General features: G+C 65.1%; 19 protein-coding genes. 11 read left to right on the top strand and 8 right to left on the bottom strand.

Translation table 11 applies throughout. The features are described from left to right. Positions 1–2: 2 nt before the first annotated feature. The 4 genes from NKH51_RS03290 (at position 3) to NKH51_RS03275 (ending at position 6,183) form a co-directional block, all read left to right on the top strand. Positions 3–1,685, top strand: coding sequence for an alkaline phosphatase family protein (locus NKH51_RS03290; protein ID WP_254763825.1), 1,683 nt, complete (start codon positions 3–5; stop codon positions 1,683–1,685). Positions 1,686–1,777: 92 nt separating this feature from the next. After that, positions 1,778–2,440, top strand: coding sequence for a helix-turn-helix domain-containing protein (locus NKH51_RS03285; protein ID WP_254763824.1), 663 nt, complete (start codon positions 1,778–1,780; stop codon positions 2,438–2,440). Between the two features lie 422 nt (positions 2,441–2,862). Continuing rightward, the gene (locus NKH51_RS03280) at positions 2,863–4,350 is read left to right on the top strand and encodes a right-handed parallel beta-helix repeat-containing protein (RefSeq protein ID WP_254763823.1); all 1,488 of its coding nucleotides are present in this window, start codon (positions 2,863–2,865) and stop codon (positions 4,348–4,350) included. A gap of 195 nt (positions 4,351–4,545) precedes the next feature. Next, the gene (locus NKH51_RS03275) at positions 4,546–6,183 is read left to right on the top strand and encodes a flippase (protein ID WP_254763822.1); all 1,638 of its coding nucleotides are present in this window, start codon (positions 4,546–4,548) and stop codon (positions 6,181–6,183) included. 144 nt (positions 6,184–6,327) lie between these two features. On the opposite strand, the gene NKH51_RS03270 is transcribed toward NKH51_RS03275, so the two are convergent. After that, positions 6,328–7,593 carry a polysaccharide deacetylase family protein gene (locus NKH51_RS03270; protein WP_254763821.1) on the bottom strand — a complete coding sequence of 422 codons (1,266 nt, stop codon included), beginning with the start codon at positions 7,591–7,593 and terminating at the stop codon, positions 6,328–6,330. 182 nt (positions 7,594–7,775) lie between these two features. On the opposite strand from NKH51_RS03270, the gene NKH51_RS03265 reads away from it, so the two are divergent. Beyond that, complete coding sequence (locus tag NKH51_RS03265) at positions 7,776–8,750, top strand: glycosyltransferase family 2 protein (protein WP_254763820.1); 975 nt, start codon at positions 7,776–7,778, stop codon at positions 8,748–8,750. A gap of 150 nt (positions 8,751–8,900) precedes the next feature. Further along, entirely contained in the window at positions 8,901–10,073 is a 1,173-nt protein-coding gene (locus tag NKH51_RS03260; protein WP_254763819.1) for a PKD domain-containing protein, read from the top strand. Positions 10,074–10,132: 59 nt separating this feature from the next. On the opposite strand, the gene NKH51_RS03255 is transcribed toward NKH51_RS03260, so the two are convergent. After that, the gene (locus NKH51_RS03255) at positions 10,133–11,464 is read right to left on the bottom strand and encodes a polysaccharide deacetylase family protein (protein ID WP_254763818.1); all 1,332 of its coding nucleotides are present in this window, start codon (positions 11,462–11,464) and stop codon (positions 10,133–10,135) included. A 224-nt stretch (positions 11,465–11,688) separates the two neighbouring features. On the opposite strand from NKH51_RS03255, the gene NKH51_RS03250 reads away from it, so the two are divergent. Together NKH51_RS03250 and NKH51_RS03245 are read left to right on the top strand one after the other, a co-directional pair. Continuing rightward, on the top strand, positions 11,689–13,389 hold the full coding sequence (locus tag NKH51_RS03250) for an asparagine synthase-related protein (protein ID WP_254763817.1): 1,701 nt from the start codon (positions 11,689–11,691) through the stop codon (positions 13,387–13,389). Between the two features lie 241 nt (positions 13,390–13,630). Then, positions 13,631–14,026 (top strand): hypothetical protein, encoded by a 396-nt coding sequence (locus NKH51_RS03245; RefSeq protein WP_254763816.1) that lies wholly within the window; start codon positions 13,631–13,633, stop codon positions 14,024–14,026. Between the two features lie 65 nt (positions 14,027–14,091). Here NKH51_RS03245 and NKH51_RS03240 read toward each other — a convergent pair whose 3' ends face one another. Next, positions 14,092–14,703, bottom strand: coding sequence for a DUF7344 domain-containing protein (locus NKH51_RS03240; protein WP_254763815.1), 612 nt, complete (start codon positions 14,701–14,703; stop codon positions 14,092–14,094). Between the two features lie 389 nt (positions 14,704–15,092). Here NKH51_RS03240 and NKH51_RS03235 point away from each other — a divergent pair, with 389 nt between their 5' ends. Both NKH51_RS03235 and NKH51_RS03230 read left to right on the top strand, forming a co-directional pair. Beyond that, on the top strand, positions 15,093–16,082 hold the full coding sequence (locus NKH51_RS03235; protein WP_254763814.1) for a DUF1616 domain-containing protein: 990 nt from the start codon (positions 15,093–15,095) through the stop codon (positions 16,080–16,082). After that, positions 16,083–16,661, top strand: coding sequence for a metal-dependent hydrolase (locus NKH51_RS03230; protein ID WP_254763813.1), 579 nt, complete (start codon positions 16,083–16,085; stop codon positions 16,659–16,661). Between the two features lie 242 nt (positions 16,662–16,903). On the opposite strand, the gene NKH51_RS03225 is transcribed toward NKH51_RS03230, so the two are convergent. The 5 genes from NKH51_RS03225 to NKH51_RS03205 are packed head-to-tail and all read right to left on the bottom strand — an operon-like array spanning position 16,904 to position 23,339. Next, on the bottom strand, positions 16,904–18,889 hold the full coding sequence (locus tag NKH51_RS03225) for a hypothetical protein (RefSeq protein WP_254763812.1): 1,986 nt from the start codon (positions 18,887–18,889) through the stop codon (positions 16,904–16,906). Further along, entirely contained in the window at positions 18,879–19,841 is a 963-nt protein-coding gene (locus NKH51_RS03220) for a glycosyltransferase (protein ID WP_254763811.1), read from the bottom strand. Before NKH51_RS03220 ends, NKH51_RS03225 begins: the two co-directional genes overlap by 11 nt. Before the next feature lie 2 nt (positions 19,842–19,843). After that, positions 19,844–20,914 (bottom strand): DUF354 domain-containing protein, encoded by a 1,071-nt coding sequence (locus tag NKH51_RS03215; protein WP_254763810.1) that lies wholly within the window; start codon positions 20,912–20,914, stop codon positions 19,844–19,846. After that, a complete protein-coding gene (locus NKH51_RS03210) occupies positions 20,914–21,945 on the bottom strand; it encodes a glycosyltransferase family 2 protein (RefSeq protein ID WP_254763809.1) in 1,032 nt (343 codons plus the stop codon). Before NKH51_RS03210 ends, NKH51_RS03215 begins: the two co-directional genes overlap by 1 nt. Next, positions 21,945–23,339: a nucleotide sugar dehydrogenase gene (locus NKH51_RS03205; RefSeq protein WP_254763808.1), complete on the bottom strand. Its 1,395-nt coding sequence runs from the start codon at positions 23,337–23,339 to the stop codon at positions 21,945–21,947. The genes NKH51_RS03210 and NKH51_RS03205 overlap by 1 nt, the downstream gene beginning before the upstream one ends. Positions 23,340–23,692: 353 nt before the next feature. Between NKH51_RS03205 and NKH51_RS03200 the strand changes: the two genes are divergently transcribed. After that, positions 23,693–24,328, top strand: coding sequence for a helix-turn-helix transcriptional regulator (locus NKH51_RS03200; RefSeq protein WP_254763807.1), 636 nt, complete (start codon positions 23,693–23,695; stop codon positions 24,326–24,328). The last annotated feature ends 466 nt before the right edge of the window (positions 24,329–24,794 follow it).

Below are 24,794 nucleotides of genomic sequence, written 5' to 3'. Positions count from 1 at the left end.
CGATGACTCGGACGTTTCGCCGCGACGACGCTGCATCGACCGAACGGACCGCGAGCGACTGGGACGGACTCGACACGCTGCTCATCGGTATCGATGCAGGGTGTCTTCCCGTCTTCGAGCGGCTGTTCGAAGCCGACCGTATCCCGACCATCGAGCGGCTCTGCTCGGAGGGCGTGAGCGCTCCCCTCGAGTCACAGATTCCGCCTTGGACGCCGAGCGCCTGGCCCTCGATCTACACGGGCGTCAACCCCGGCAAACACGGCGTCGTCGGTTTCGTCGGCTACGACGGCTACGACTGGCACGTGACGAGCAATGACGATGTCCGCGAGCACCCGCTGTGGACGCTGCTGGATCGCCACGACCGCTCGAGCGTCGTCGTCAACGCCCCGGTCACCCACCCGCCGGACGAGTTCGACGGGGCCATCATTCCGGGCTTTCTCGGGCCCGAAGACCCGCCCTGTCACCCCGAGGGGCTGTTAGACGATGTCCGCGAGGCGATCGGCGAATATCGGGTCTATCCGGCGTATACGCGCGACGACGACTCGCTGTCCGACGCCGCGAAGATCGACGAGTACAGGAACCTCGTGGGGATGCGCGGCGAGGCCTTTCGCTACCTCGTCGACGAGTTCCGGCCCGACTTCGGGTTCGTGCAGTTCCAGAAGACCGACACCGTCTTTCACGAGTTCAGCGGCGAACAGCGACACGTCGACCGCGTCTACGAGGCGACCGACGAACAGATCGACGAGATTCTCGCGGCCTGCGATCCGGATCGCGTTTTCCTCGTCAGCGACCACGGAATGGGACCCTACGACGGCTACGAGTTCCGAATCAACGAGTTCCTCCGCGACGAGGGCTACATCGAAACGACGACCGGCGGCAAGGGGATGCCGTCGTGGACGCCGATGCGCCGGCGGCTCCGCGAGGGCGAGCAGGTCGACACCTGGGAACCGGGCGCGGTCGCACGCGCGGCGTCGGTCGCTGCCCGGTGTGGCATCACCGCCCGTCGCATCCGGACGGCCTTGGAGCGGGTCGGACTGGCCGACCTGGCGAGGGAGTACGCGCCCGGCGGCGTCACCCGGACGGCGAACGAGCAGGTCGACTTCGCCGCCTCGGAAGCGTACGTTCGGGCCCGAACAGAACTCGGCGTTCGGATCAACCTCGAGGGGCGTGACCCCGAGGGCGTCGTCCGTCAGGACGCCTACGACCAGCTTCGCGAAGACCTCATCCGGCGGCTGCAGGCCGTCGAAACGCCCGACGGCGAGCCGTTCTTCGAGACGGTCGCGCCGCGCGAACAGTACTTCCACGGCGACGAGATCGACGCGACCGTCGACATCGTCACGATCCCCGCTGACTTCGAACACACGCTCTCCGAGCAACTGGTCGACGGCGACTACTTCGGCCCGGCCGAGCCCTGGAACCACAAACTCGACGGTGTCTTCGTCGCGGCGGGCGACGGAATCGACGACGACGCTCCGCTCGAGCGAGCACATCTCTTCGATGTCGCACCGACGATCATGGCCGCGATGGGGGTCCCCTACAGCGACCGCATGGACGGCAGCCTCGTCCCAGTCGTCGATCCGGTCGATCCGATCACCTATCCGGCCTACGACGGCGACGAAGCTGAGCGGCCGGCGACGGACGAGACGGTAACGAACCGGCTGGCCGATCTCGGCTATATGAACTGAGCGAGACCGTTTCGAGTCACTGCAACCGTTTCTTACCCGCGCTATAAGTATGGGCCGACCGCTCCGAGGACAGCGTAGCTCTCGACATCGCAATGGGATTCATCGCAGAAGTTCATCTGGTACACGACGACTTGCCGCTGGTACCGACTATCGAGCGTCGTTCCGGCATGACGCTGAGATACGAGTACGGGACGACCCACGACGACCGACGCCTGCAGTTCGTGTCGGCGTTCGGCGACGACTACCCGACGCTCGAGGCGGCGATGGCGGCGGACCCGACCGTCTCGGAGCCGACCCGCATCGCCACCTTCGACAACCGGGCGATCTACCGCGTCGTCGTCGACACCGACCTCGAGATCGTCCCCAGCCAGTGTGCCGACCACGGATTGTTCGTCTTCACGATCACCAGCGACGACGGCGGCTGGGTGGCACGAGTTCACCTGCCGGATCGGGACGCACTCTCCGCGTTCCGGCTGCACTGTCGCGACCGCGACATCTCGTTTCGCGTCACCCAGTTGTACGACTCGTCGGTGTCGGACGACCAGACCTACTTCCTGACCGACCGTCAACACGAAATCCTCACGATGGCCTACTACGCCGGCTACTTTCAGGTCCCGCGAAGCGCCACGCAGGACGATCTCGCCAACCGACTCGGAGTTTCCGACTCGGCGGTCTCACAGCGACTTCGCCGTGCCATCTCCGAACTGATCGCGGCGACGCTCGAGAACGATCGATTGCCTGCCAAACGCAGGTGATCTTCGCGCAGGCACCGGCGATCCAACCCGCACGAGGCGACTACCGGCTGTTGTTCGGAAGCCGAACAGTCGTCTCGAACGGCTCGTGGCGGCGTCGCTATCGGTCCGACTTGTGCACCGTCTGTAACGAGTGGCGAGACCGACGGTGCTCCCGGATCGGCGGCCGCTCGAATGGGGTGATCCCCGTCCGCTCTTAAAAGCTTGCCATCCGAATCCATAGATACTGAACGCCTTCATTAGTCAGAAGGAACTGAATTTCAATGTCGGAACGAAGTGGTATGACACACTCGAATCGAGGCAGTTCTCGCGGTTCTCGGCAGGCCCCTCGGGGAGACGGCCGGCCACCGAACGGTGATTCGTCTGCCGGAACGGGATCGAGACGCACCTTCTTACAGGGGACCGTCGCCGCGTGTGCCGCCGGTATGGGACTTACGTCGACCGCGAGCGCGTCGTCGGAGCCCTACGGCCACTACTACGACGAGTATTCGACCGTCGTCGACGTGACCGACGTGGGGGCAGACGCGACCGGCAACGAGCCGATTACGCCGGTTCTCGAGGAACTCCGGGACGACGACACCCTGCTCGTGTTCCCCGAGGGGCGATATTACATGGACGAACAGTTCCGGTTCACCGGGTTCGAGAACTTCGGCGTCGTCGGGGAGAACGCCACGCTCGTGCCGGCGAACTACTACGACTTCGCCGGACCGCAGTACCGACTCTTCCGCCTTGGCGTCTCCTATAGTCCCGGCGACCGCATCCGTTTCGAGGGGTTCGATGTCGATCAGACGGCCCCAGATACGGGGATCAGAACCATCGAAGCATACGCCGCAGAACGCCTCGAGGTACGCGACGTAACGATTCACGGCCAACACGATAGCGGCACCTGGGGGCCGGGAATGTTCAACGTCACCGACCCGGACGGGACCGGCCTCGTCGACCAGTTCCGTGCGCCGGACGGCGGTGCGTGGATCAACGATACGCCGACCGCGGGCGACCGCTGGCGCGGGCCGATCGGCATCGTGGCGAACCAAAACGAGGGGACCCTCGAGTTCAGGCACTGCTGGCTCGGCGCGTTCCCGGATAACGGCCTCTACGCGGCCAACGGTAACGGAAAGATCATCGTCCACGGCGGGCTGTATCGAAACAGCAACGGCGCGAACGTCCGCGTCGGCGGCAACGGCAGCGAGATCCGGTGGCCGACGGTCGAGGTCGATTCGACCCGGCCAGAAGACCGGTCCCAGCGCGGCATCCGGATCGAGAACGGGCGCAACATCACGATCCACGGTGCCGCAGTGACGATCACCGAACCGGAGCCGACGAGTCACGCAATATCGGTGATGAACACCTGCGAAAGCGCCCGTATCGAGAACACCCGCCTCGAGCTTCAGGGCGAGGACGTAAACCACGGGATCGTTCTCTCGCCCGACTGTGGGGAAGCGACGATCGCCGACACGACGATCGCCCACGAAACGGCGGGCGGCTATCCGTTCTGGATTCAAGACAGCGACCGGACCGACCGTATCCTCGCCGAACACGTCACGATCACGGGAGCGGCGGGCGACGCCGGCGGCTTCCGCGACGGGATTCGCTGTGAACGCAACAACTGTCGCTTCAACTACGTCGACATCGAACAGCCCGGGCGCAGCGGCGTGAACCGAAACGCCATCGTCAACACGGCCAACGAGCTCACGGTCTACGAGAGTAATCTGCGCGCCAGCCAACACCCGTACATCGACATCGGTGCGAACGCGCTCGTTCGCGATTCGGCGCTCGAGTCCTCCAGCGGACGCGAGGCCGTCTGTCTCTACGCCTCGTCGACGGGTCCGGCGTTCAAGAAGAACAGACTGGCCCAGGGGATCCGCGACCTCGGTGCAACCGACGTCACGACCTGGGCGAACACGTACGAATAGCCGACCTCGAGCGGCGTCATCGACACCCGCTATCCGCTCGGCCCTCCCGGTCGAATCAGCTTGTCGTCCCGTTTAACCCCCGTATAATAACGCCTCCCAGTCGTCTCGTCTCGGTACAGTGAGTCCGCCGGATGGTAAACGAACGTCGTCGATAGGGTCTGCCGACCATCGGCTCGAACGTTACAGGAAACAATCGTGAACAGAAGTATCGCGAGCGGCGTCGTCTCGGTCGTCAGCGCGAAACTCATCGTGCTCGTCGTCACGGCCCTCTCGACGCCGCTCCTCTATCGGTTCCTCGGCGCATCGGCGTTCGGCGAGTACGCGTTCCTGCTGTCGATCTTCGCGATCTACATGATCTTCGTCAGCTCCGGTATCACCGATGGCGTCCGGAAGTTCCTGGCGGAAGACCGCGCCGCGGCGAACTGGAGCGAACACGTCGTCGGCTTTTACTTCCGGCTGGCGGTCCTCCTCTCGGTCCTCGGCGCGCTGTTGCTGGTGCTGGCGACGTGGGTCGGACTCGTCGGCCGCGCGTTCGGCGCCGAACTGTCGGGCTACTTCTACGTGCTCGCCGCGCTCGTCGTCACGGCGCAGTTCCGCGATTACGCCCGCAAGACGCTCATGGGGTTTGGCCTCGAGCGCTACTCGGAGCCGCTGAAGATCGTCGACAAGGTCGGCTTCGTCGCGGTCGCGATCCCGCTGACATACGCCGGCGTCGGCGTGCTGGGGGCGCTCGCGGGCCATCTGGTCGCGAGCACGCTCGTCGCCGTCATCGGACTCGCCCTCGTTCACCGCCGGATCCCGCTATCGTGTACGCTTCGCCGCCCACCGACGCGGTTCCCCCGGACGCAGTTGCTCACGTTCAACTCGATGAGCATCGTGCTGGTGTTCCTGCTGATGTCGCTGTATCACATCGACATCGTCATGCTCCACCGGTTCCGGGCGGATGCGGCGGTCGGCAACTACCGGGCGGCGCTGACGCTCGCCGAGTTCCTCTGGTTCGTCCCGATGGCGATCCAGACGGTGTTCGTCCACTCCACGTCGGAGCTGTGGTCGCAAAACCGGTTCGGAGAGATCTCGGAGCTTGCATCCCGGACGACGCGCTATACGTTCCTGCTGACCGCCGTCATGGCGGTCGGGCTCGCCGCGCTGGCGGACGTTGCCGTCCCGATCTACTTCGGCCCCGAGGCCGAGCCGGCGATAACACCCCTGCTGTTGTTGCTCCCGGGGGCGCTCGGGTTCTCGCTCGCACGGCCGATCCTCGCGATCTCCCAGGGCGAAGGGACGCTCCGCTACCCGGTCGCCGCAACCGGCGTCGCGGCCGTGATCAATCTGGGACTCAATCTCGTCCTCATTCCGCGATACGGGATGAGCGGGGCGGCCGTCGCCACCAGCGTCGGCTACGGTTCGATGTTCGTCTGTCACTGCTGGAGCGCCCGCCGCGTCGGTTTCGACCCCCTCTCGGACGCGCGACTCGGCCGTGCGGTCCTGACGACCGTCCTCGCGGCCGTGCCGATCGTGGCGCTCTCGGCCGCGATCGCGAACCCGTGGCTCGCGCTCGCGGTCGTCCCGCCGGTGGGCTTCGCCATCTTCGTCGCGTTCGCCCTGCTCGTCGGCGCGCTCGAGCCGGCCGAGCCGTTCGAAGTACTCTCCGCGTTTCCCGATCCGATCGGTGCGAAAGCCGACGCGGTCTACGGCTGGCTCGTCGGCGGTGACCACGGCAGTTCCTCCCGCAACTGGCTCCAGTCTATCCTGTTTGTCGCCGGCCTCTCCCTGCTGCTGTCGGGGCTGGCGTTCGGGCTCCTGAACCCTGGCCTACAGACCGTCACACCGTAACGGGGCCGCGAGTATCGGCGGTCGCTGGGTCCGGGCACAGTGAACAGAACGGACGAGTAACGGCCTCGAGGCGAACGATCAGCGCCGGAGACAGCCACTTCGTGACTCCGGCGGCGCATCGCCTCTATCAGTCGGCAACCCGCCCTAAGCGTCTAACAGGTCAGTCGCGGTCACGACATCGACGTCCCGTTCGGCGACGTACTCGAGGACGCGTTCGAACGTGCCCTCGCTGATGCCGTCCTCGCCGAAGTAATCGAACTGCAACACCGCGAGCTGGCCGTATTCGGCGGCGTAGTCGACGTACCGATTCGTCACCTCGCCGGCGTCGCCGGCGAAGAAGCCGACGTTGTACGGGTCCGTGACCGGCAGTCCGTTCGGACTGCCGCCGAATCGGAACGCTTGCTCGTGATACTGCTCGACGAGGTCGCGAGCGGTCGGGCTGAGGATATTTCGGGGCGTGACGAAGTGTCTCGCGCCGTCTTCGAAGCCGTGGTGCTCGAGGTAGGCCTTCGTCTGTCGGATCAGCCCCTCCTGTTTCGTGGCGGCGAACTCGTCGAGGAAGTGCGCGCCGGTCCGCGGCCGGGCCGCCATGTCCCAGCCGGCGTCGTCGAGTGCGGCGAGTTCGTCGATCGTGAGTCTGCCGTCCTGACCGACGGCTTCGGGGATGACCGCCTCGACGCCCGCAAAGCCGTACGGCTGCATCAGCTCGAACGCGGTCGCGTGGTGGCTCGCCAGCGTCCCGTCGAACAGGAACATGACGCGCCCGGTCTCGGGCCGGTCGACGACGCGCAGGTCGTCGATCGAACAGTCGAGCGGCCCGGACGTGGTGCCACGGCGGCGGGCAGTGAGCTGAATCCGACGGACGTCCGCGAGGTCGGGCTGGCCTTCGATCCCGCCGGTACCGAAGTCGACGCGAGTCCAGCGGTCCCGTGGACCCGTAAGCGTCCGTTCCAGGGCGTAGACGTTGCGCGAGTTCGGCGCGTACAACTCGAGCTCGATGTGGAGCTGCTCGCGGCCGGTGAATCGCACCGCGAGCGAGAGGGCCGTTCCGCGCAGGTCCAGCCCGTCGGTGACGGTGTAGGCGGCGGCGTACTCGGTGTCCGGATCCGCCGAGAGGTGGGCCGACTGCGATCCCGCGTACGGGGCCGTCGTCTCGGCGCCGAGTTTTCCGCCGTCGATCATCGCGGTCCACTCCTCGAGAGATTCGAAGTCGTCGAGCGATTCCCCCGGCAGGGTCGGCAGGTCGTCGGCATCGGTTCTATCGGTGGTCCCGTTCGGCCGCGGTCCGGACGCGGTCGGGTCGCCGTCCCCGCTCCCCCACTCGCGTACCTGCGAGAGACAGCCCGCGAGTCCGAGCGTTCCGGCCGCCGCAACCGAGGTCACGAACGATCGGCGGTTTCGGTTCGTCATCGGCCACGTGGACGAACCGTTCGACCTTCCTTATACAGTCATTAGGACAGTTGTCGGCGGCCGAGCAGCCGCTCACTCCGCGGTCGTCGCATCGAGGTGCAGTCGAGTCGAGCGTCGGGAGCCGGCGGCGGCCGGCGCTTACCCACGCGATAATAATCCGCGCCGGCGAGAAAGCTCGCGACATGACCCAGGTCAGCGTCATCATTCCGACGTACAACAGGGCGGCGACGCTTCCGCGCGCGATCGACAGCGCGCTCGCCCAGACGGTCGCGGACCTCGAGGTGGTCGTCGTCGACGACGGCTCGACCGACGACACCGATTCGGTGCTGGCCGACTACGAGGACCCGCGGGTCCGGTCGGTCACGCACGCGACCAATCGGGGTGCGAACGTCGCCCGAAACACCGGCATCGAGCGCGCACGTGGCGAGTACGTCGCCTTCCTCGATTCGGACGACGAGTGGCACCCGGAGAAACTCGAGCGCCAACTGTCGGCCCTCGAGGAGCGCTCGAACGACTGGGTCGGCGCCTACTGTGACTCCGCGTTCGACCTCTCGGGCGCGAGCGGCCGGCTCCGAACGACGGCAGCGTCGATCCTCGCTCGCCGGGACGCGGCGCCGACGCGGGAGGGCAGCGAAGAGCTGATGGCCGAGATCCTCGCGGACACCGTCCAACCGGGCGCGGGATCGACGCTGCTCGTTCGGACGGCCGTCGCCAGAGATGCCGGCGGCTTCGACGAGGAGCTAGACCGGTTTCAGGACCCGGAGTTCTGCCTGCGCGTGCTCGAGCACGGAAAGCTCGCCTACGTCGACGATGTGCTCGTCCGTCGCGACGAGACCGGCTACCCGCCAGCGGCCGTCATCGAGAACGCCAGCGAGCAGTACCTCGCCGCGTACGAGAGCGAGGTCGAGCGCTTCGAGGACGCGGGATACGAGATCCGCTCGAGCCACGAACTCGTCATCGCGAAACGATACCTCGCGGAAGGACGGTTCCTGCAGGGGATCCAGCATCTGCGAGCGGCAGCGGTGTCGCCGCGGGCGTACCCCGGCCTCTGCTGGGTCGCCGGCGTCGGCGTTCGGCGGCGGCCCCGTCCGATCGTCGGCGTACTATTGTTCATCCTCGCCGCGAGCGTGCTCGGCTGGCGCGCGCTCTCTCAGTAATCGAAACCCAGTCCCTCGATCATTGCTGCTCCGGAACGATCCGGGACGACGAGTTTTATCGCCTCAGACCGTTGCGGAAGCGAAACGGATCCGTTGCCGTCGGTTATCGCACCTGTAGTAAAGCCGACTGTCCCCAACGGAACGGGTAGGATGAGACGCGAGATACTGTCTCGACGATCGGTATTGGCCGGGACCGCCGGGATGACGGTCGCCGGGACGACCGGCGTCGTCGGGGACTCGATGCAAAGCGACGAGGGGGCCGTCTCTCGAGAGTCGTTCGAGATTCGCGAGGGGACGGCCGAAGCGACGACGGTGTACGTGACGACCGCGGACGCAGCGGGGCCGACGGCCATCGTCGTCGGCGGGGTACACGGAAACGAGGTCGCAGGCTACGAGGCAGCAGGACAGATCGCCGACTGGCCGATCGATGCCGGCCGGCTCGTCACGATTCCCGAAGCGAACGCCGCCGCGATCGAACGGGGGACCAGAACCGACGCCGCGGGCAACGATCTCAACCGGCAGTTCCACGAGGGGGAAACGCCGGACACGAAACTCGCACGCGCGATCTGGGACGTGATCAGGGAGTACGACCCCGATATCCTGATCGACCTCCACGAATCGACCGGAATCTACGCCGGCGATCCGGTCGACGGCGTCGGGCAAGCGATCTTTCACTCGGGGAGCGAGGCGGCCCTCGACGAAGCCGCCGACGCGGCCGACTACGTTACCAGAAACCACGTCGACGACGCCGGACTGGCGTTTCAGACCGGGCCGTTTTCCTCGCCCCAATCCAGCCCGAACGGGCTGCTCGCACACAAGGCGGCCCGCGATCTCGGCGCCGAGGCGTTCCTCGCGGAGACGCTCTCCGACGTGGCACTCGAGACGCGCGTGCTGTGGCAGACGACCATCGTCGACCGGCTCTTTCAGGACGAGCTGTTGCTGAACGCCAGCCCGCCCCAAGAGCCGGTCGACGAGGTGGAGGCCGCCGACGAGAGCGACGATGGGGCCGACGGCGGCGACGAGACTCCCGCCAGCGACGCACCGACTGCACGCCTGCAGGTGCTGCCGACGTGGACCGACGAGACGGCGCTCGAGCCGGGGCAATCGATCACGCTCGACGCGTCGCGGTCGCGCGACCCGGACGGCGAGATCGTCCGCTATGAGTGGCGCGTCGGGGAGAACGGCGCGTTCGACGAGGCCGACGAGACGCTCGAGGTAACGATCGGGCCGAACGGCGACGGCACCCACCCGATCGCGCTGCGCGTCGTCGACGAGTCCGGACGGATCGATATCGACGAGGTCACGCTCTCGACTGGCTGCTAGAACGGACAAGGGCCACTCGGACGAGCGTCGGCGAGAACCGAGCCGTTATTTCGAGGAAATCAGCGATCGCCTGCTCGCAGCGCCCAGAGGTCGTCGAAGGTGATGACCTCGACGTCGGCGCTGTCGATGTGTTCGAGCAGCGCCTCGTAGTCGGCCTTCGACATTGTGTTCTTGGCGGAGAACTCGTGGAAGTTCAGGATGGTACACTGATTGTGCTGTGCGGCGAGGTCGACACAGCGCTTCGATATCTCGAGGTCGTGGCCGATCGTCCGCGGGAGGACTAGCGGATCGAAGCCGTAGACGCTCGTCGTGTTGACGTTGCCGGCCTGGTTGAAGCCGCCGCAGTAGTGGTAGTCGGTCGTGTGCTCGAGGCTCGTCTTGTCGAAGCTGTTGTGCGGATAGACGATGTAGTTCGCACCCTCGAACTCGTTTTGGATGTACCACCGCTTGTCCTGCTCGAGGCGGGTCTCGATGGCCGACTCGTCGTCGAGTTCGGCGATCGGGTTGTGGGTCCCGTGGACGACGATCTGGTCGCCGGCATCCTGGCGCTCTCGCAGTTCCGAAATCGACATCACGCCATCCTCGCCCCGTTCGACCCAGCGTGGCACCGGGGCCTGCACCGCCGAGAATCCGTACTCGTCGTGCATCGGCGCGGCCGTCTCGTAGTAGTCGAGCATCCCGTCGTCCCAACTCAACATGACGTACCCCTGGTCGGCCGTCTCGTGCGTGCGCAGGTCGTCGATCCAGACCTCCGCCTCGGGCATGGAGTGAAGCACCTGGATCTCGAGCCGATCGAGGTGGTCCAGTGCGGGTTCGTACGCGCTCTGCTGGAAGACGCCGGGGCTCGCCCGGAACCAGCCGACATCTGGTTTCCGATACCGGATCTGTCGAAGGGAGTAGATCTTGTCGCTGCCGAACTGGTCGACGATTCGCAGGTTGATCGTGATGCTGTCGGGCGTCGACGTCCGAACCGCAAACGACAGGTCCGTCTCCCGGAGGTCCTCACCCGCGAGGCTCCGCTCGGCGATGATGTTCTCGCTACCGTTCGACCGCAGCCGGAAGCTCTGCTCGCCGTCGAAAACGACATCGGTGTCGGCCTGGCCCGAGCCCTGCGTGACGGTCCAGGGCTCGAGATCGGCGAAGTCTTCGAAGGAGTCGCCCGGTTGGCGAAACCGCTCGCGGCTGTCGAACTCCGTTTCGAGCGGTGGAACGCCGTCGGTGAGCCCGGGCGTGGACGATTCGTCCGGTATCCCGTCCGTTTCGTTCGACGGATCCCCACCGGACTGGCCGGTCACAGACTTGAGTCGCTCCGTACAGCCGGCCGTACCGGCGATCCCGGTCGCACTCGCGAGTGCGAGAAACCGCCGTCGCGTCGCGCGTTGCTGAGACATTGGCGAGGCGAAGCTACCGACAGCGCTCCCATTATTATAGAGACGGTAGGTCACAGCGACGGGGACTCGAGCCGGCTCGTGACGCCCGTTCCGACGCTTAACGGTTGCATAGTTATTGAACGAACCGCCGAGGGAGACGACGGAGGCGTCCGTGAGTCGATCCGTCCGGAACGCTGCCGTTCCGAGAGGACAGGCGGACGCCAGTCCTGAGGGAGTCGTCGACGATGAACAGAGAACTATTCGGAGTATTCGGCGGTATCGACACGTTCGAGCGTCTCAGATCCCGTAACGAGTTCGACGCGGTCCTCACCGGGTCGACCCTAACGGTCGGCATCAGAGACGACGATCTCGGAACGCCCGGCTGGAGCACGGCCTACTCCGGCGACGAGGGGGCCTGTCTGATCTGGGGCGAGGCGTACGCTCCCGGTGACGAATCGAACGCCGCCCGCTGGTTCCTCGAATCCTTCGCGGCGGACGGAGTCAGGGCGCTCGGCGATCTCAACGGCTCGTACCTGGCTGTCGTCGACGCCACGGGCAGGGACGCGTTCGTCGCAACCGACATGGTTCGTTCTCGGGAGTGTTTCTACACCGACGCGACCGGGGTTCGAACCTTCGGAACCGATGCCGCCGCGGTCGCCCGGACGATCCCTGAACCGACGCTCGACCGAGACGCCGTCCTCGAATTCCTGCATCTGGGTGTGACCCTCGGCGAGAAAGCCGCTGTCGAAGAGCTCCGTCGGGTGCCGCTCGATAGCCGTCTCTTGCCGACAGCGATCGAGCCGATCGGTCGATTCGTCTACGATTCGCAGTCGACCCGGGAGTTCGACCCGGTCGACGAGCTCGCCGAGCGCCTCGAGCGCGCGCTCGAGCGTCGGTCGGTGTTGCCCGGTCGCAAGGGGATCTTGCTCTCTGCGGGGTACGACTCGCGGATCATCCTCTCGCAGCTCGCAGACATCGACCGCAGTTACACGGTGGGCGCACCCGACGCCGCCGAAGTCGACGGCGCGAGGCGTCTCGCGGAGCAATACGGTGCGAACCACACGGCTTTCCCGCCGGACGAGCGCTACCTGCGTCCCGACGACCCGAAGCTCCGACACTCACACGGTATCAAGGAGTCCCTGCACATCCACCACGCCGGTTACACGGACGAAATCGAGGTCGACACGATGTACCACGGGCTCCTCTGTGACACCTTCTTCCGCGGACATTTCACCGCTCAGGAGACGATCGACGTCCTCGGGAAGCGCGTCCCGACCGGTCGGCTCGAGCTGGATCCGGACCCCGTCGAGGTGCTCCTCGAGAAGTTCGGCTACAGCCGTGAAGCCAGCCGCAAACTCGCCGACCACACCTCGTTCGACGCGGATCCCGCGTCGTTCGTCAGGGAGGCGATCGCCGACGAATTCCACGAGAGACGGTGGCGAGCGGGTACGATCCAGAACGCCCTCACCTGCTGTGGAATCGCCAATCAGCCGTCGATGCCGTTCCACGACCACCTGTCGGATCGGTTCCTGACGTCGTTTCTGGCGACGGACCGCGAACTGATCGACTGGCATCTGCAGACCCCGCCTGAATTCCGGACGACGGATACCTTCCTCCAGGCGTGCCGGCGACTCGATACCGACATCCTGCGACACAGGCCGCCCGACCGCCCGTACGATACGACGCTGCTCAACGAGATCGAGGGATTCGTGCGCCGGAAGACGCCGCTTCTCACCTCGTTCGAACCGCCGTGGCCGGACCGCGAGACGCTCTTCGACCGACACGATCTCGACCGACGCCTGTTGAGCGACGCCGAGCACGTCCACGACCTGCCGGCCAGGCACAAACTCAGGCTCGTGGACCTCCGTGGCTGGCTCGACAGTTGGTCGGACGGGTGTGAGCGATCGCTTCCCTGGTTGCGCCCACTGCAACCGGTCGTTTCGTAGCTCGAGAGGTCCCGATCGGCCGACGAGACGGACCGTTGACGGAGTTCAATCAGGGCTCTCTCGATCGGAAAATCGCTCAAGGGCTCTTTATTTCGTTCACCGTCGATGAACCATGAGTATACTTATATACCACTGGGCGGTAGCGCGGAATATGCGTCTGACGCCGTCCTGGTTACGCACTTCAGCGGACGGGTCCACGGATACCCCTTCAAGGGAGTCACGGAACGCTTCGGGAGTGACGATGGTTTACACCCCTGATTCCGAGTCCTCGAACGACGACGATGAAGCCGACGGCAGAGCCGCGACGTTCCTTCCGGACTCTGAAGCCGCGCTACTGGCCGTCATCGACACTCTCGATACGCCCGTGACCGTCGACGAGATCGCCGATACGCTGATCGAACCGGCGCGGCCGTCGATCGAGACGTGGGCCACCGTCCACGAACGATTGCATCGGGACCGGCTCCCCTCACTCGACGCCTCGGGGGCCATCGAGTTCGACGAAACGAACGGACTCGTCGAACGCACCCGCCGCTCGAGCGAGGGGAATCGGGTCTCGAGCACGCTGCTCGCAGCGATCTCGCTTTGCTGTGTGCTCGTCGTCATCGGCCTCGTTTCGATCTCCGTTCTAATCGCTTGATCGTCGACGACGGCTACTGTTCGTATTGGCTGGCAAACGAAACTACTGTGGCGCCTGTAACCGGCTCAATCGACGACGCGGCTCAGCGTGAGGACCGTAAAGAGGAACAGAATAATCGCGCTCAGGCTGATTCCCGACAGGAACGAGACGAACGGGAGTTCGATCACTGCACCGAGTAAGATCGCATAACAGAGGACGATCGTGACGACGTAGTAATCGTCCCACTCGCCGTCGTCGGAACTGTCCTGCTCGCTCGAGTCAGCGTCCGCGTCCGTCTCGAGATACTGATCGACACGGTCGGCGAGCGGCTTTCGCTCGACGATGCCGCGGTTTTGCTGGTACTCAATCAGACCCGCGTTGTCGAGCTTCGAGAGATGAGACTGATAGAGCGGGATGTAGACGCGCTGGCGCTGCGTCGACGTGAGATCCTCGACGGTGGTATCGTGTTCCCACGCTGCGACCTGTTCTGCGACATCGCGCATGCGTACGGGCCCCTCAGTGCCCCGAAGATACCGAAGTACCATCCGGCGGCGTTCGTTTTGCAGGAGATGAAAGATTTCGTCCTTCGAAAACGCCGAGGTCTCGACGGCAGAATCGGCGTCAGTCTCCACCCCAGGAGCCTCGTCATCGGATTCCTGCCCGTCCTTTTCCTCCGGGCTGATATATTCAGCGTTCATTGCACAGTCTTCCCTACTCAGAAGGAGGTAATAAAGTATCGAAACCGTGTATCCCTTCATTATTCTTTTTACGTGCTTTCACAGAACTTGATCTCTTTTCACGTCATTTTTATACCGCCATATTTGGGCCCTTAGTGCCCCTATGCTTAGATCTACAAATCGACTTCGCCATTAATTCCGCCGGTTTATCGTTCACGTACTTTGAATACTCAATTCGAATTTAGCCACATTCACGGAGAGATGTCGGTCAGCATTCGGCGACTATCTCCGACGTCGAAATCGTTGTCGAGATCGTTATACTTCGGGGGAAAACGTCCCCCGAATTACCCCCTTCACGAGGGGCTTACCCCCGCGATAATAAACCACCGCTAGCACCCAGTATCGACCGAATGAGCGACACCGACTGGTGGTTTTTCGATCTGGCGATCGTCATCGCAGCGACTGGCGCGCTCACGTTCGGCATTCTCGCGGGAGTGGCGGGCGGAGGACGGATCGCACTCGCGATCCCACTGTTGCTCTTTCTGCCGGGGTATGCACTCGTCTCCGCGCTGTTTCCGGACGAACCGAACGACGAGTATCGGTCCTTCGACGAGGAGAAAACCGGACTCGGGAACCCCCTGCTGGTCAGCGGTGGTCTCGAGGCGATCGAACGGGCGGTCCTATCAATTTCCTTTAGTGTCGCGCTCGTCCCGACGATCACCCTTTTGGCGGCCGCAACCCCGGGGGGAGTGACCCTCGAACCGGTGCTCCTCGGGATCGCAGTGGTGACCGTCGTCCTCTCACTCGTCGCGATCGGCGCGCGGTACCGCTGTTCGCCCGACCGACGGTTCGTTCCGTCGCTCTCGTCGATGTCGCCGTTCTTCGCGCAACGAGGACCGAGCCCCTACGGACGGACGAACGCGCAACCGTACAACGTGGCGATCGCCATCGGACTGGTCCTGTTGGTCGCCAGCGGCGGCTTCGCGATCGCGAATCCGCCCCAGCACGACGGGTTCACGGAACTGTCGGTCGACACGCGGAACATCTCCGGAGACATCGAGACGCCGTACGAGGCGAGCTACGCGGCGGGTGAACCCCAGCGACTCGAGGTGACGATCACGAACCGAGAGCACGAGGAGCGAACGTACACGACCGTGGTACTGCTCCAGCGGGTGGACTACGGCGGGGAGACTGCGACCGTCAACGAGTCGGCTGAGTTGACCAGGGGTACGGCGACGGTCGCCGACGGTGACTCGCACCGTCAGCCCCTCGAGATCACGCCGACGATGCGTGGAGAGGACCTCAGACTGGTAGTCTTGCTCTACGAGGACGAGCCGCCGGCGGAGCCGACGGTCGACAACGCATATCGCGTCGTTCGCCTCCTGATCGAGGTGGCGTAGATGTGGCCGTGGGAGCACCTCGCGTTCGCGTACGTCCTGTACTCGCTAACGACGAACGTGATCCTGCGGCGGTCGCCCACGGCTCGCGAAACGGTTGCGGTCGCCGTCGGCTCGCAGCTGCCGGATCTGATCGACAAGCCACTCGCCTGGACGTTCGGAATCACGGAGACCGGGTATTCGATCGGTCACTCCATCATCCTCGCGCCCGTTATCTACCTCGCCGTGTACGCAGTGGCCGCCAGATGGGGATACCGATCGCTCGCCGGTGCCCTCTCGCTTGCACATCTCTCGCATTCGGCCGGCGACATCCTCAACCGGATTCTCAGGGGAGACCCGGTCGATATCCGAATCCTCCTCTGGCCGATCGCATCACCGCCGGCCGGCACGCGCGACGGGTTCGTCGATCACGTGCTCAGATACTTCCTTCGGTACGTCTACCTGCTTCTCGTGGAGGGGCTGACGGTACAGATACTGGTTCAGTTGCTGCTGGGCATCGGCATGGTCGTCCTCTGGGTGTTCGATGGTGCACCGATCGCCACCGACCTCTGGCGGCTGGTCTCCACCCGGAGACAGCAGTGACAAGCGGGACTCGAGCGCTCGGATAACCGGTCGGCCGCGTCGGTCGGCTAACGGACGTTCGCTGTCGGCCAACTCGCGACCTCCTCTCTGGACACGCTCCGTCGAACTGGATGTGAGTCGGCGCTCTATCGGCGCGAACGACCCAAGGAAAACGAGGACCAGTCCGGCTCTACTCGCACGAATCGTTGGGGAAGGCAAAGAGCGAACCGCCCCGACGCACCGCCGAGGCGGACGAGAATACGTCACGCTCCCGTGACCGGCGACGGCGTACACAGCGTTACGTCCCCGTTCGTGTAGACCGTCGCCTGCTCGGGACGGCAGAGTTGCGAACGAGAGACTTTCCGCATCTCCGCACGCCCCGACGGGGTCCTGAAGTAGGATCCCTCGCTCGACTGCCTAGTCCGATAGACCGTGTAGTCGTGGGTTACGGTGCCGTTGCTCGCCACGACCGCCGGATCCGTCGCAGCCGGGGCATACGCGCCGGTCCGGCCGATCAACGTCTGATAGGGGTGATCAGTGTGGAGCTGCTGATCGGGTCTGATCTCGTCGCCGGCGGGCGAGCCGGTCACCGTCCCGATCGATTCGGCCGCGGCGAGTTCCGACCGGTCGTACGCGAGCTTTTCGTGGTGCTCGGAGAAGACCGGGTTGTCGGCGGTGCTTTCGGCCGCGAACAGCATCGCACCGGGATAGACGAGGATGAACACGAACAGCACCGAGAAGACGATTCCCGGCGTGAGATTCTGCCTGAGCGTCCGGAGCCCGATCGCGCCGAGGATTGCCATCGGGGCGTAGAGGAAGGCAAACCAGCGCGTCGGGATGAAGTTCCTGATACCGAACATCGGCAAGCCGAGGACGAACACGAGCATAAACGCCGACGCGAGCAGGAGCGTGAACACCGACTGTTCGGCGCGTCGCCGATGAACGACGTACAGACAGCCGACGAACGTCGCACCGAGCAAGAAGAGGAAGCCGAGTTTGTCCACGTACGGGACTAACTGGTCGAGCAGCGTCATCGTGCTCTCGGTCGCCGTCGCTCCACCGGACGAGGAGTCGCTCGCGATGTTGAGAAAGCCGGCGCTCTCCTCGAGCGTCTGCGAGAAGTAGCTCAGTACCGTCGCCAGAAACGACTGCTGTCGGTACGGCGTCAGCGACCACACGAAGATCGTCAGTCCGAAGTTGAAGACGACGAGCCCGACGAGGTTGACCGGCTTCTTCGTCCGGAACACGCTCGTGTCGAGTCGCGTGAGCCCGAACGGGCCGAGCACGAACGTGACCTGCGCGAGAAACGCCGCGAGCAACAAGACGAGCATGATGAACGTCGACACCTGATGGGTGAGGATGACCGCGATGCTCAACAGGAGGAGAACGAAGAAGTCCCGGATCGTGTACTCGATTCGCATGACCCGGATCAACGCGTACAGCATCCCGAGGAAGAAGACCAGCCCCAGGCTCGTCGGGATGAGATGCATTCCCCACCGCGTGACGTGACCCGCGACGGCGTAACACGCCGTCGCCAGCAGGGCCCACCGCGTCGAGACGAGCAGGTTCGTGGTCGCGTAGACCAGCAGTACCGACAGCGGCATCACCAGCCCGACCGAGAGATAGAGCGCGCCTCGAACCGGGATGTCGTACAGCAACGACGAGGCGGCGACCAGCAGGTGATAGAACGGCGAGCCGTAATGCTTGTCGTGGGAGATCGCGCCGAGGGATTCCTCCGAGAGGATCGCCTCCACGAGCCCGCTGTGGGTCCAGATGTCGATGCCGACGTAGCCGGGCGTCGCGTACAGCGCGGTAAACCGGATGACGGTCGCGAAGCAGACGATCTGTAACACGATGAGACCGGGATGCAGATCGCGCTCGCTCGCAAAGAGGATCTGTGAGAGCAGGAGCGTCCCCACGACGCCCGCGGCACCGAAAAACAGCGCCGTCCGCTCGCCCTGAATCACCATCAGCGTCACGAGTCCGGCGAGCCCGACCAGCACGACAGTCGGCAGCGCCATCGCCACTCGAGCCGGGAACGCCGGAAACACGCGTGCGTGATCCTGTTGGTACAACGAGAGCAGATAGAGGCCGCAGGCGACGGCGAGCACGATCGGGACCGTATTGAGGTAGATCTGCGAGACGAAAAATCGCAGCGCGAACAGCGCCAGCGCGATCAACATGCCGACGATCGCCGCGACCGTGTCGAGTCGCAGCGGCCGCAGTTCGGAGAGCGATCTATACCTCATGTCCGACCCCCGTCCGGTGGGCCGCACCGCTCGGCCGATCGAGGACGCGGCGATAGACGCCGACGAGGCGATCGCCCATCGCCTCGAGCCCGAGTCCGTCGACGACCTCGCGCCCGTTCGACCGGCGGTCGCCCTCGAGGACGCGCTCGAGGCCGGCGGCGAGGTCGTCGTCGCTCGTCCCGACGACGCAGTCGTCGACGGTGGCGATCGTCTCGCGGACGAACCCGACGTCGGTCGAGACGATCGGGACGTTACAGGCGGCCGCCTCCTTGACGACCATCGGCCCGCTCTCCCGTCTCGAGGTCACGAGGAGCACGTCGCTCGCGTTCATGTAGTAGGGCATCTCCTCGTAGGGGACGTCGTCGATCGTTCGGAGCTCGAGGTCCGCGTCAGCGCGATCGACGACGCGCTCGGCTCGCGGGAAGTCCTTGACGGATCGGCTCCGATCGTACGGGAACAGCGCGATCCGGGCGTCGGGGTCCCAGCCGACCCGCTCGCGGGCCTCCGCGCGGGGGATCGGCCTGAACCGCGTCGTATCGACGCCGAACGGGATCTCCACGTGGTCGACATCGAGTTCGCGAGACATGGCCGGGCTCGGGACGACAGTCGCGTCGGCGAACCGAGCGCCGTACCGGCTGATCCGGCGGAGCCAGTCCATGTCGCTCATCAGGTCCGTTCCCCACAGGCTCAACACGGTCGGCCGCGTCGGCTGTGCGAGCACGAACGGTGCGACGAGGCCGTAGTGGCCGTGGACCAGATCGTACTCGTTTGACAGCACGTGCTCGAGCACTCGCGGGTAAAACCGCAGGTACTCGAGCGGCGTCCGCGGGGAGTCGGCGCTGTACTCTCCGGGAACGCCGACGATGGTACAGTCGACGCCGCGGTCCTCGAGGACCGCGATCTGCTGTTCGAAAAACGATCGCGTGGAGGTGATGAGATGAAGGACGTGCATAGTTAGCCTGGATTCGGTGTGGGCGTCGACCGGCCTGGATCGACCGCGGAGCCGGCCGTCTCGACCTCGCGGACGATGACGTCGGTCACGTCGATCCGATCGGCGAGGAGTCGGTCGCGACGGCGTTGCCACCGCGACGACTCTCCGTCCTCGACGATCGAGACCGCCCGCTCGAGCGATCTGGTGTGACGGTCCTCGCCGTTGTAGCTGAACACGAGCCCGTACTCGTCGGCGAGTTCGGACACGTAGCCCAGCGCGAGCGAGTTGACGTACACCGCCGGCGTGCCGAGCACCGCCGCTTCGGCGGCCATCGTCGCCCCCTCGCCGACGAAGCAGTCGGCGTAGGCGAGCAGATCGTGCATCCGGTCCGGCTCGAGCGTGTACCGGCAGGACTCGAGTCCGGGCGGGAGATCGACCTCCGACGTGAGCAGGACGGTCGCGCCGGCGTCTTCGAGGCGATCGACGACCTCGACGGGGTCGTCGAACCCGCCCTGGCCGACGTCGTGCGAGGAGTCCCAGCTGCTCAGTCGCATCACGACGATGGTGTCCTCGGGCTCGAGGCCGGCGTCGCAGAGGACCGCGGGATCGGGCTCGAACCGATCGGGATGCAAGTACGCCAGTTCGTGATAGCCGGGATAGGTGATCTGTTTCGGGCCGACGTCTCCCTGATAGCACTCGGGTGTGCAGACCACGTCGGCGAACGGGTACGCGAGCGTCTTGATGATCGTGGCGTGTTCGGTGTCGTAGAAGACCACGCTCGTCGCGCCGACGAGCGACGCGACGTGGGCCGCGGCGACGCCACCGATGGCCGTGATCACGTCGGGATCGATCCGCCGCGCGCGACGCAGGAGTCGCGTTTCGTAGGTCGCCTGCACCGCCGCCAGCGAGACCAGCGAGTGCGATTCGCCGGCCAGCACCTCGTGGTCGATCCCGGCGCGCTCGAGGAGGTCGACCGTTACTTCGTTCTCGCGAGCGAAGACGTGGAGGTCGTGGCCCCGCGCCTCGAGCGTCCGGATCGCGTGTTTGAAGAAGTGGACGTGGCCGGGATGTTGGATCGTAACGATCACTCGCATCAGCGACGCACCCCCAGGTCGGCGTTGTCCCGCGCGTCGACTCGCGTCGCGACCAGCAGGAAACTGGCGCTGGCGAGCAGCGTGAGCGCGGCCGCGACCGGTTCGCGGACGGACGGATCGCCGGCGACCGCGTTCGCGACGCCGACGGTCGCGATGGCGGCGGTCGCGACCAGCGCGGCGGTCCCCGCGGCATAACAGAGCACGGCGGGATGTCGCCGATCGACGGCGAACTGTGCCCGCATCCGGCGAACGAAGCCCCGAAGCAGCGTGACCGATGTGACCGGGACGAACGTCGAGTACCGGATCGTGCTCTCCTCGTCGTCGTAGACCGCCGGCATCGACACGTCGGCGACGCGCATGCGGGCGACGTTCAGCCGAACGAGCAGGTCGTTGGGGTAGTCGTGGTCGTCCGGCAGCGACTCGATATCGACCGCCGACAGCGCCTCGTGTGAGATCGCGGTGTACCCGTTCTGGGGGTCCTGGAGGCGCCAGTAGCCGCTCGCGATCTTCGTGAGCTGGGTCAGTAGCCAGTTGCCGAACAGCCGGAACGGCGGCATCTCCCGCCTCGAGACCCGATCGGCGAGCCGGTTTCCCTTCGCGTAGTCGGCGTCGCCGTCGGCGATCGGATCCAGCAGCGCGGAGAGCTGGTCCGGATCCATCTGCCCGTCAGCGTCCATCGTGACTGCGATATCGACGCCGTCATCGCGCGCGTGAACGTAACCGGTTCGGAGTGCACCGCCAGCGCCCTGATTCTCCGCGTGGCGAATGGGTACGATCTCCGAGCCGACGACCGTCCCGCCGTCCGGGACCGACGCCTGCACGCGCTCGCCGCTCGGGGCGGTGTCTTCGTCGGCCGCCTGCCGAGAAGCGGCCGCGTGCTCCTGGATGATCGCCCAGGTATCGTCCGTCGAGCAGTCGTCGACGGCGTAGATTCGGTCGACGAACGCCGGCATCGTCGCGAGGACGTCACCGACGCGTTCGGCCTCGTTGTACGCCGGGACGATGACCCCGATCGTGTGTCCTCGATACATTATAGGCTGCGGTAGACGAGGTCGGCGTCGGCTGCATCGTCCGGGTCGAACGCGCCCGCGATGTCGACCAGCGCGGCGTCGTCGTCGAGGGTCGCCGCGACATCCTCGAGTTCGATGTCCTCGAAAGACGAGTGCGAAGTCGCGAGGAGGACCGCGTCGAACCCGTCGAACGAGAGCGAGTCCTGAACGTCGATGTCGAACGAACGCCGGATCGCGTCGGCCTCCGCGTACGGATCGTAGCCCGCGACATCGATCTCGAACTCGCGGAGGTGGTCGACCACGTCGGCGACTTTCGAGCTACGGATGTCGCCGACATCGGATTTGTACGCCAGACCGAGCACCAGAACACGACACTCCCGCAGCGTCTTCTGACACTCGTTGAGCGCCTTGATCGTCAGTTCGGCGACGTGGCTCGGCATCGACTCGTTTACCTTCCGGCTCGTGCGTATCAGCTCCGGATCCGCACCCGCTCGCTTCGCGCGGTGGGCGAAGAAGTACGGGTCGACGGGGATGCAGTGACCGCCGACGAGGCCCGGTCGGTAGCCGTGGAAGTTCCACTTCGTTCCCGCCGCCTCGAGGACCTCGTGGGTGTCCAGTCCCATCCGTTCGAAGGCCATCGACAGCTCGTTGACGAGCGCGATGTTGACGTCGCGCTGGATGTTCTCGATGACCTTGCTCGCCTCGGCGACCTCGATCGACGGGGCGCGGTGGACGCCCGCGTCGACGACCGACTCGTACAGCGTCGCTACGTCCTCGAGCACCGTCTCGTTTTGCGCGCTGACGATCTTGACCACATCTGCGAGGCCGTGGTCGCCGTCGCCGGGCGTCGCGCGTTCCGGCGAGTAGCCGACGAAGAAGTCCTCGCCGGCGGTCAGCTCCGACGCCTCCTCGAGCGCCGGCACGAGGACGTCTCGCGTCGAGCCGGGGTAGACGGTCGACTCGAGGACGACCGTCGTACCGGGATTCATTTGTGCGCCGACGGTGGTCGCCGCGCCCTCGACGTAGCCGAGATCGGGACGGTCGTCCTCGTCGATCGGCGTCGGAACGGTGATGATGACGTAGTCCGCCTCGCCGATCTCGCCAGCGTCGGTGGTGTAAGAGATGTCCTCGTCGCAGACCGCCTCGTCGGAGAGGTCGCCGGTCGTGTCGGTCCCCGCTTGGAGCCGCTCGACCGTCGTCTCGTCGATGTCGTAGCCGATGACGCGGTAGTTCGACTGCGCGAACCCGACCGCGAGCGGGAGGCCGACGTAGCCGAGTCCGACGACGCAGATCGTCGCCGAACGCGGGGTCGCTTCCGCGTGCTCGAGGGTCGTTCCCGTCGAGTCGTCTCGTGCGTTCCCGCCGCTCTCTCGGTCGCCCGCTCGTGTCTCCGTGTCGCTGATTATCGAGGTCATGGGTGATCGGTATCGCTTGCCCACCGCACGCGGCCGTGCGACGGGATCAGGTTCGGAATTGGTATACCCGCAATCGGTGGCCGTGCCGTAGTCTCGGCGAGTCGCCGTTCGGGGTTTACTATACCGCGAATAAACGGATGCGAGAGCGACAACGGGACGGACCCGCCGATCGAGCGCGCTACCGGCGGATCTCTCTCGAGCGATCGGTCGGCAGTTCGATCGCTTATACCGTTGCTAAACGGTCCTGTATGACTCCATAATGAAGGTCCCGTGACTCCGATCTCCGATGCGGTCGGCGAGCCACCGATGATCCGTGGCTCGATCACGCACCGACTGCAGAAGAACCGCGAATCATGGTGTCCACGCCCCAGATCGAAGTCGGAGCCCAGCTCGCATCGATTCACACCACCATCTCGAGCGGCGAGGGTCCGGCTTCGACGGCACAGTACGATGGCCGTGCGATCGCGTCGACAGCGGTCGTGCTGCCGATGGGGGACCGCCCCGATAGACCGTTACAACTGCTTCGCACGACATCAGCCTGGGAGTCGGCCCTGATCGCGGTTCTGTTCCTGCTGATCAGCGGGCTCGTTGGCCTTCGGTTGGCCGAGTTGTTGTCGACCCGCGACGTCGAGTTATCGTCGCTCCCGCTGGTGACCACGGCAGATGACGACGGCAAAGCGAGCCGCGAACACACCGACGATCACCGAGCGTACGAGTCGTATCTCTCGCCCGAAACACCACCGACACTGCTGAGCGACGAAGGGAAGGTGGTCCGGCTACTCGTCGCGAACCACGGTCGCATCCGTCAGCATCGGATCGCCGAAGAGACCGGTTGGTCGAAGTCGAAAGTCAGTCGGATCTGCTCGCAGATGCACTCCGACGGGACGATCGAGAAGCAATCGGTCGGCCGGGAGAACGTCATCACCCTGGCCGATCGAACGCCGGCCGACGAGGCGCAATCGGACGAGATCGGGAACCCGCTTCCGTAATCACGCACCCGCTGGCGTCGGTGACGACATCCATCCACCGGTTCGGAAGTCGGGACGCTCCGAGCACGACCACCGTTCCCGCGGTCGCTTCTGTGCCGACGGGCGATCGAGTGCAGTGAGATGCCGAACGAGCCACGGTGGCGTCCCGCGGGACGATCGTCCGTTTCGAAACGATCAACGGAGCGTTCGATCGACTGTAACTGTCCGAACTGGCCGTCCCGCAATGGCAGGCGGGCACAGTCACGATCGGCATTGCAACCTCGAATACCGACTTAGACAGTCAATAGCGTCCGTCGTATTCCCGGTATCGTCTTACTCGTCGTATAGTAATGGCCGCCGTTGCACGTGGTTGGAGTAACGCCCGATCCGTCAGCAGCGACGGCGGAACGGGTCGGTGATACCAATGATACGGAACAGCACTGCCCTGGCAGCGGTCTCGTGCCGACTCGACACCTCCGATACAGCC

The sequence above is a fragment of the Natrinema marinum genome (genome assembly GCF_024296685.1).
Classification (GTDB): Archaea; Halobacteriota; Halobacteria; order Halobacteriales; family Natrialbaceae; genus Natrinema; species Natrinema marinum.
This window is presented reverse-complemented; position numbering and strand designations above follow the sequence as displayed.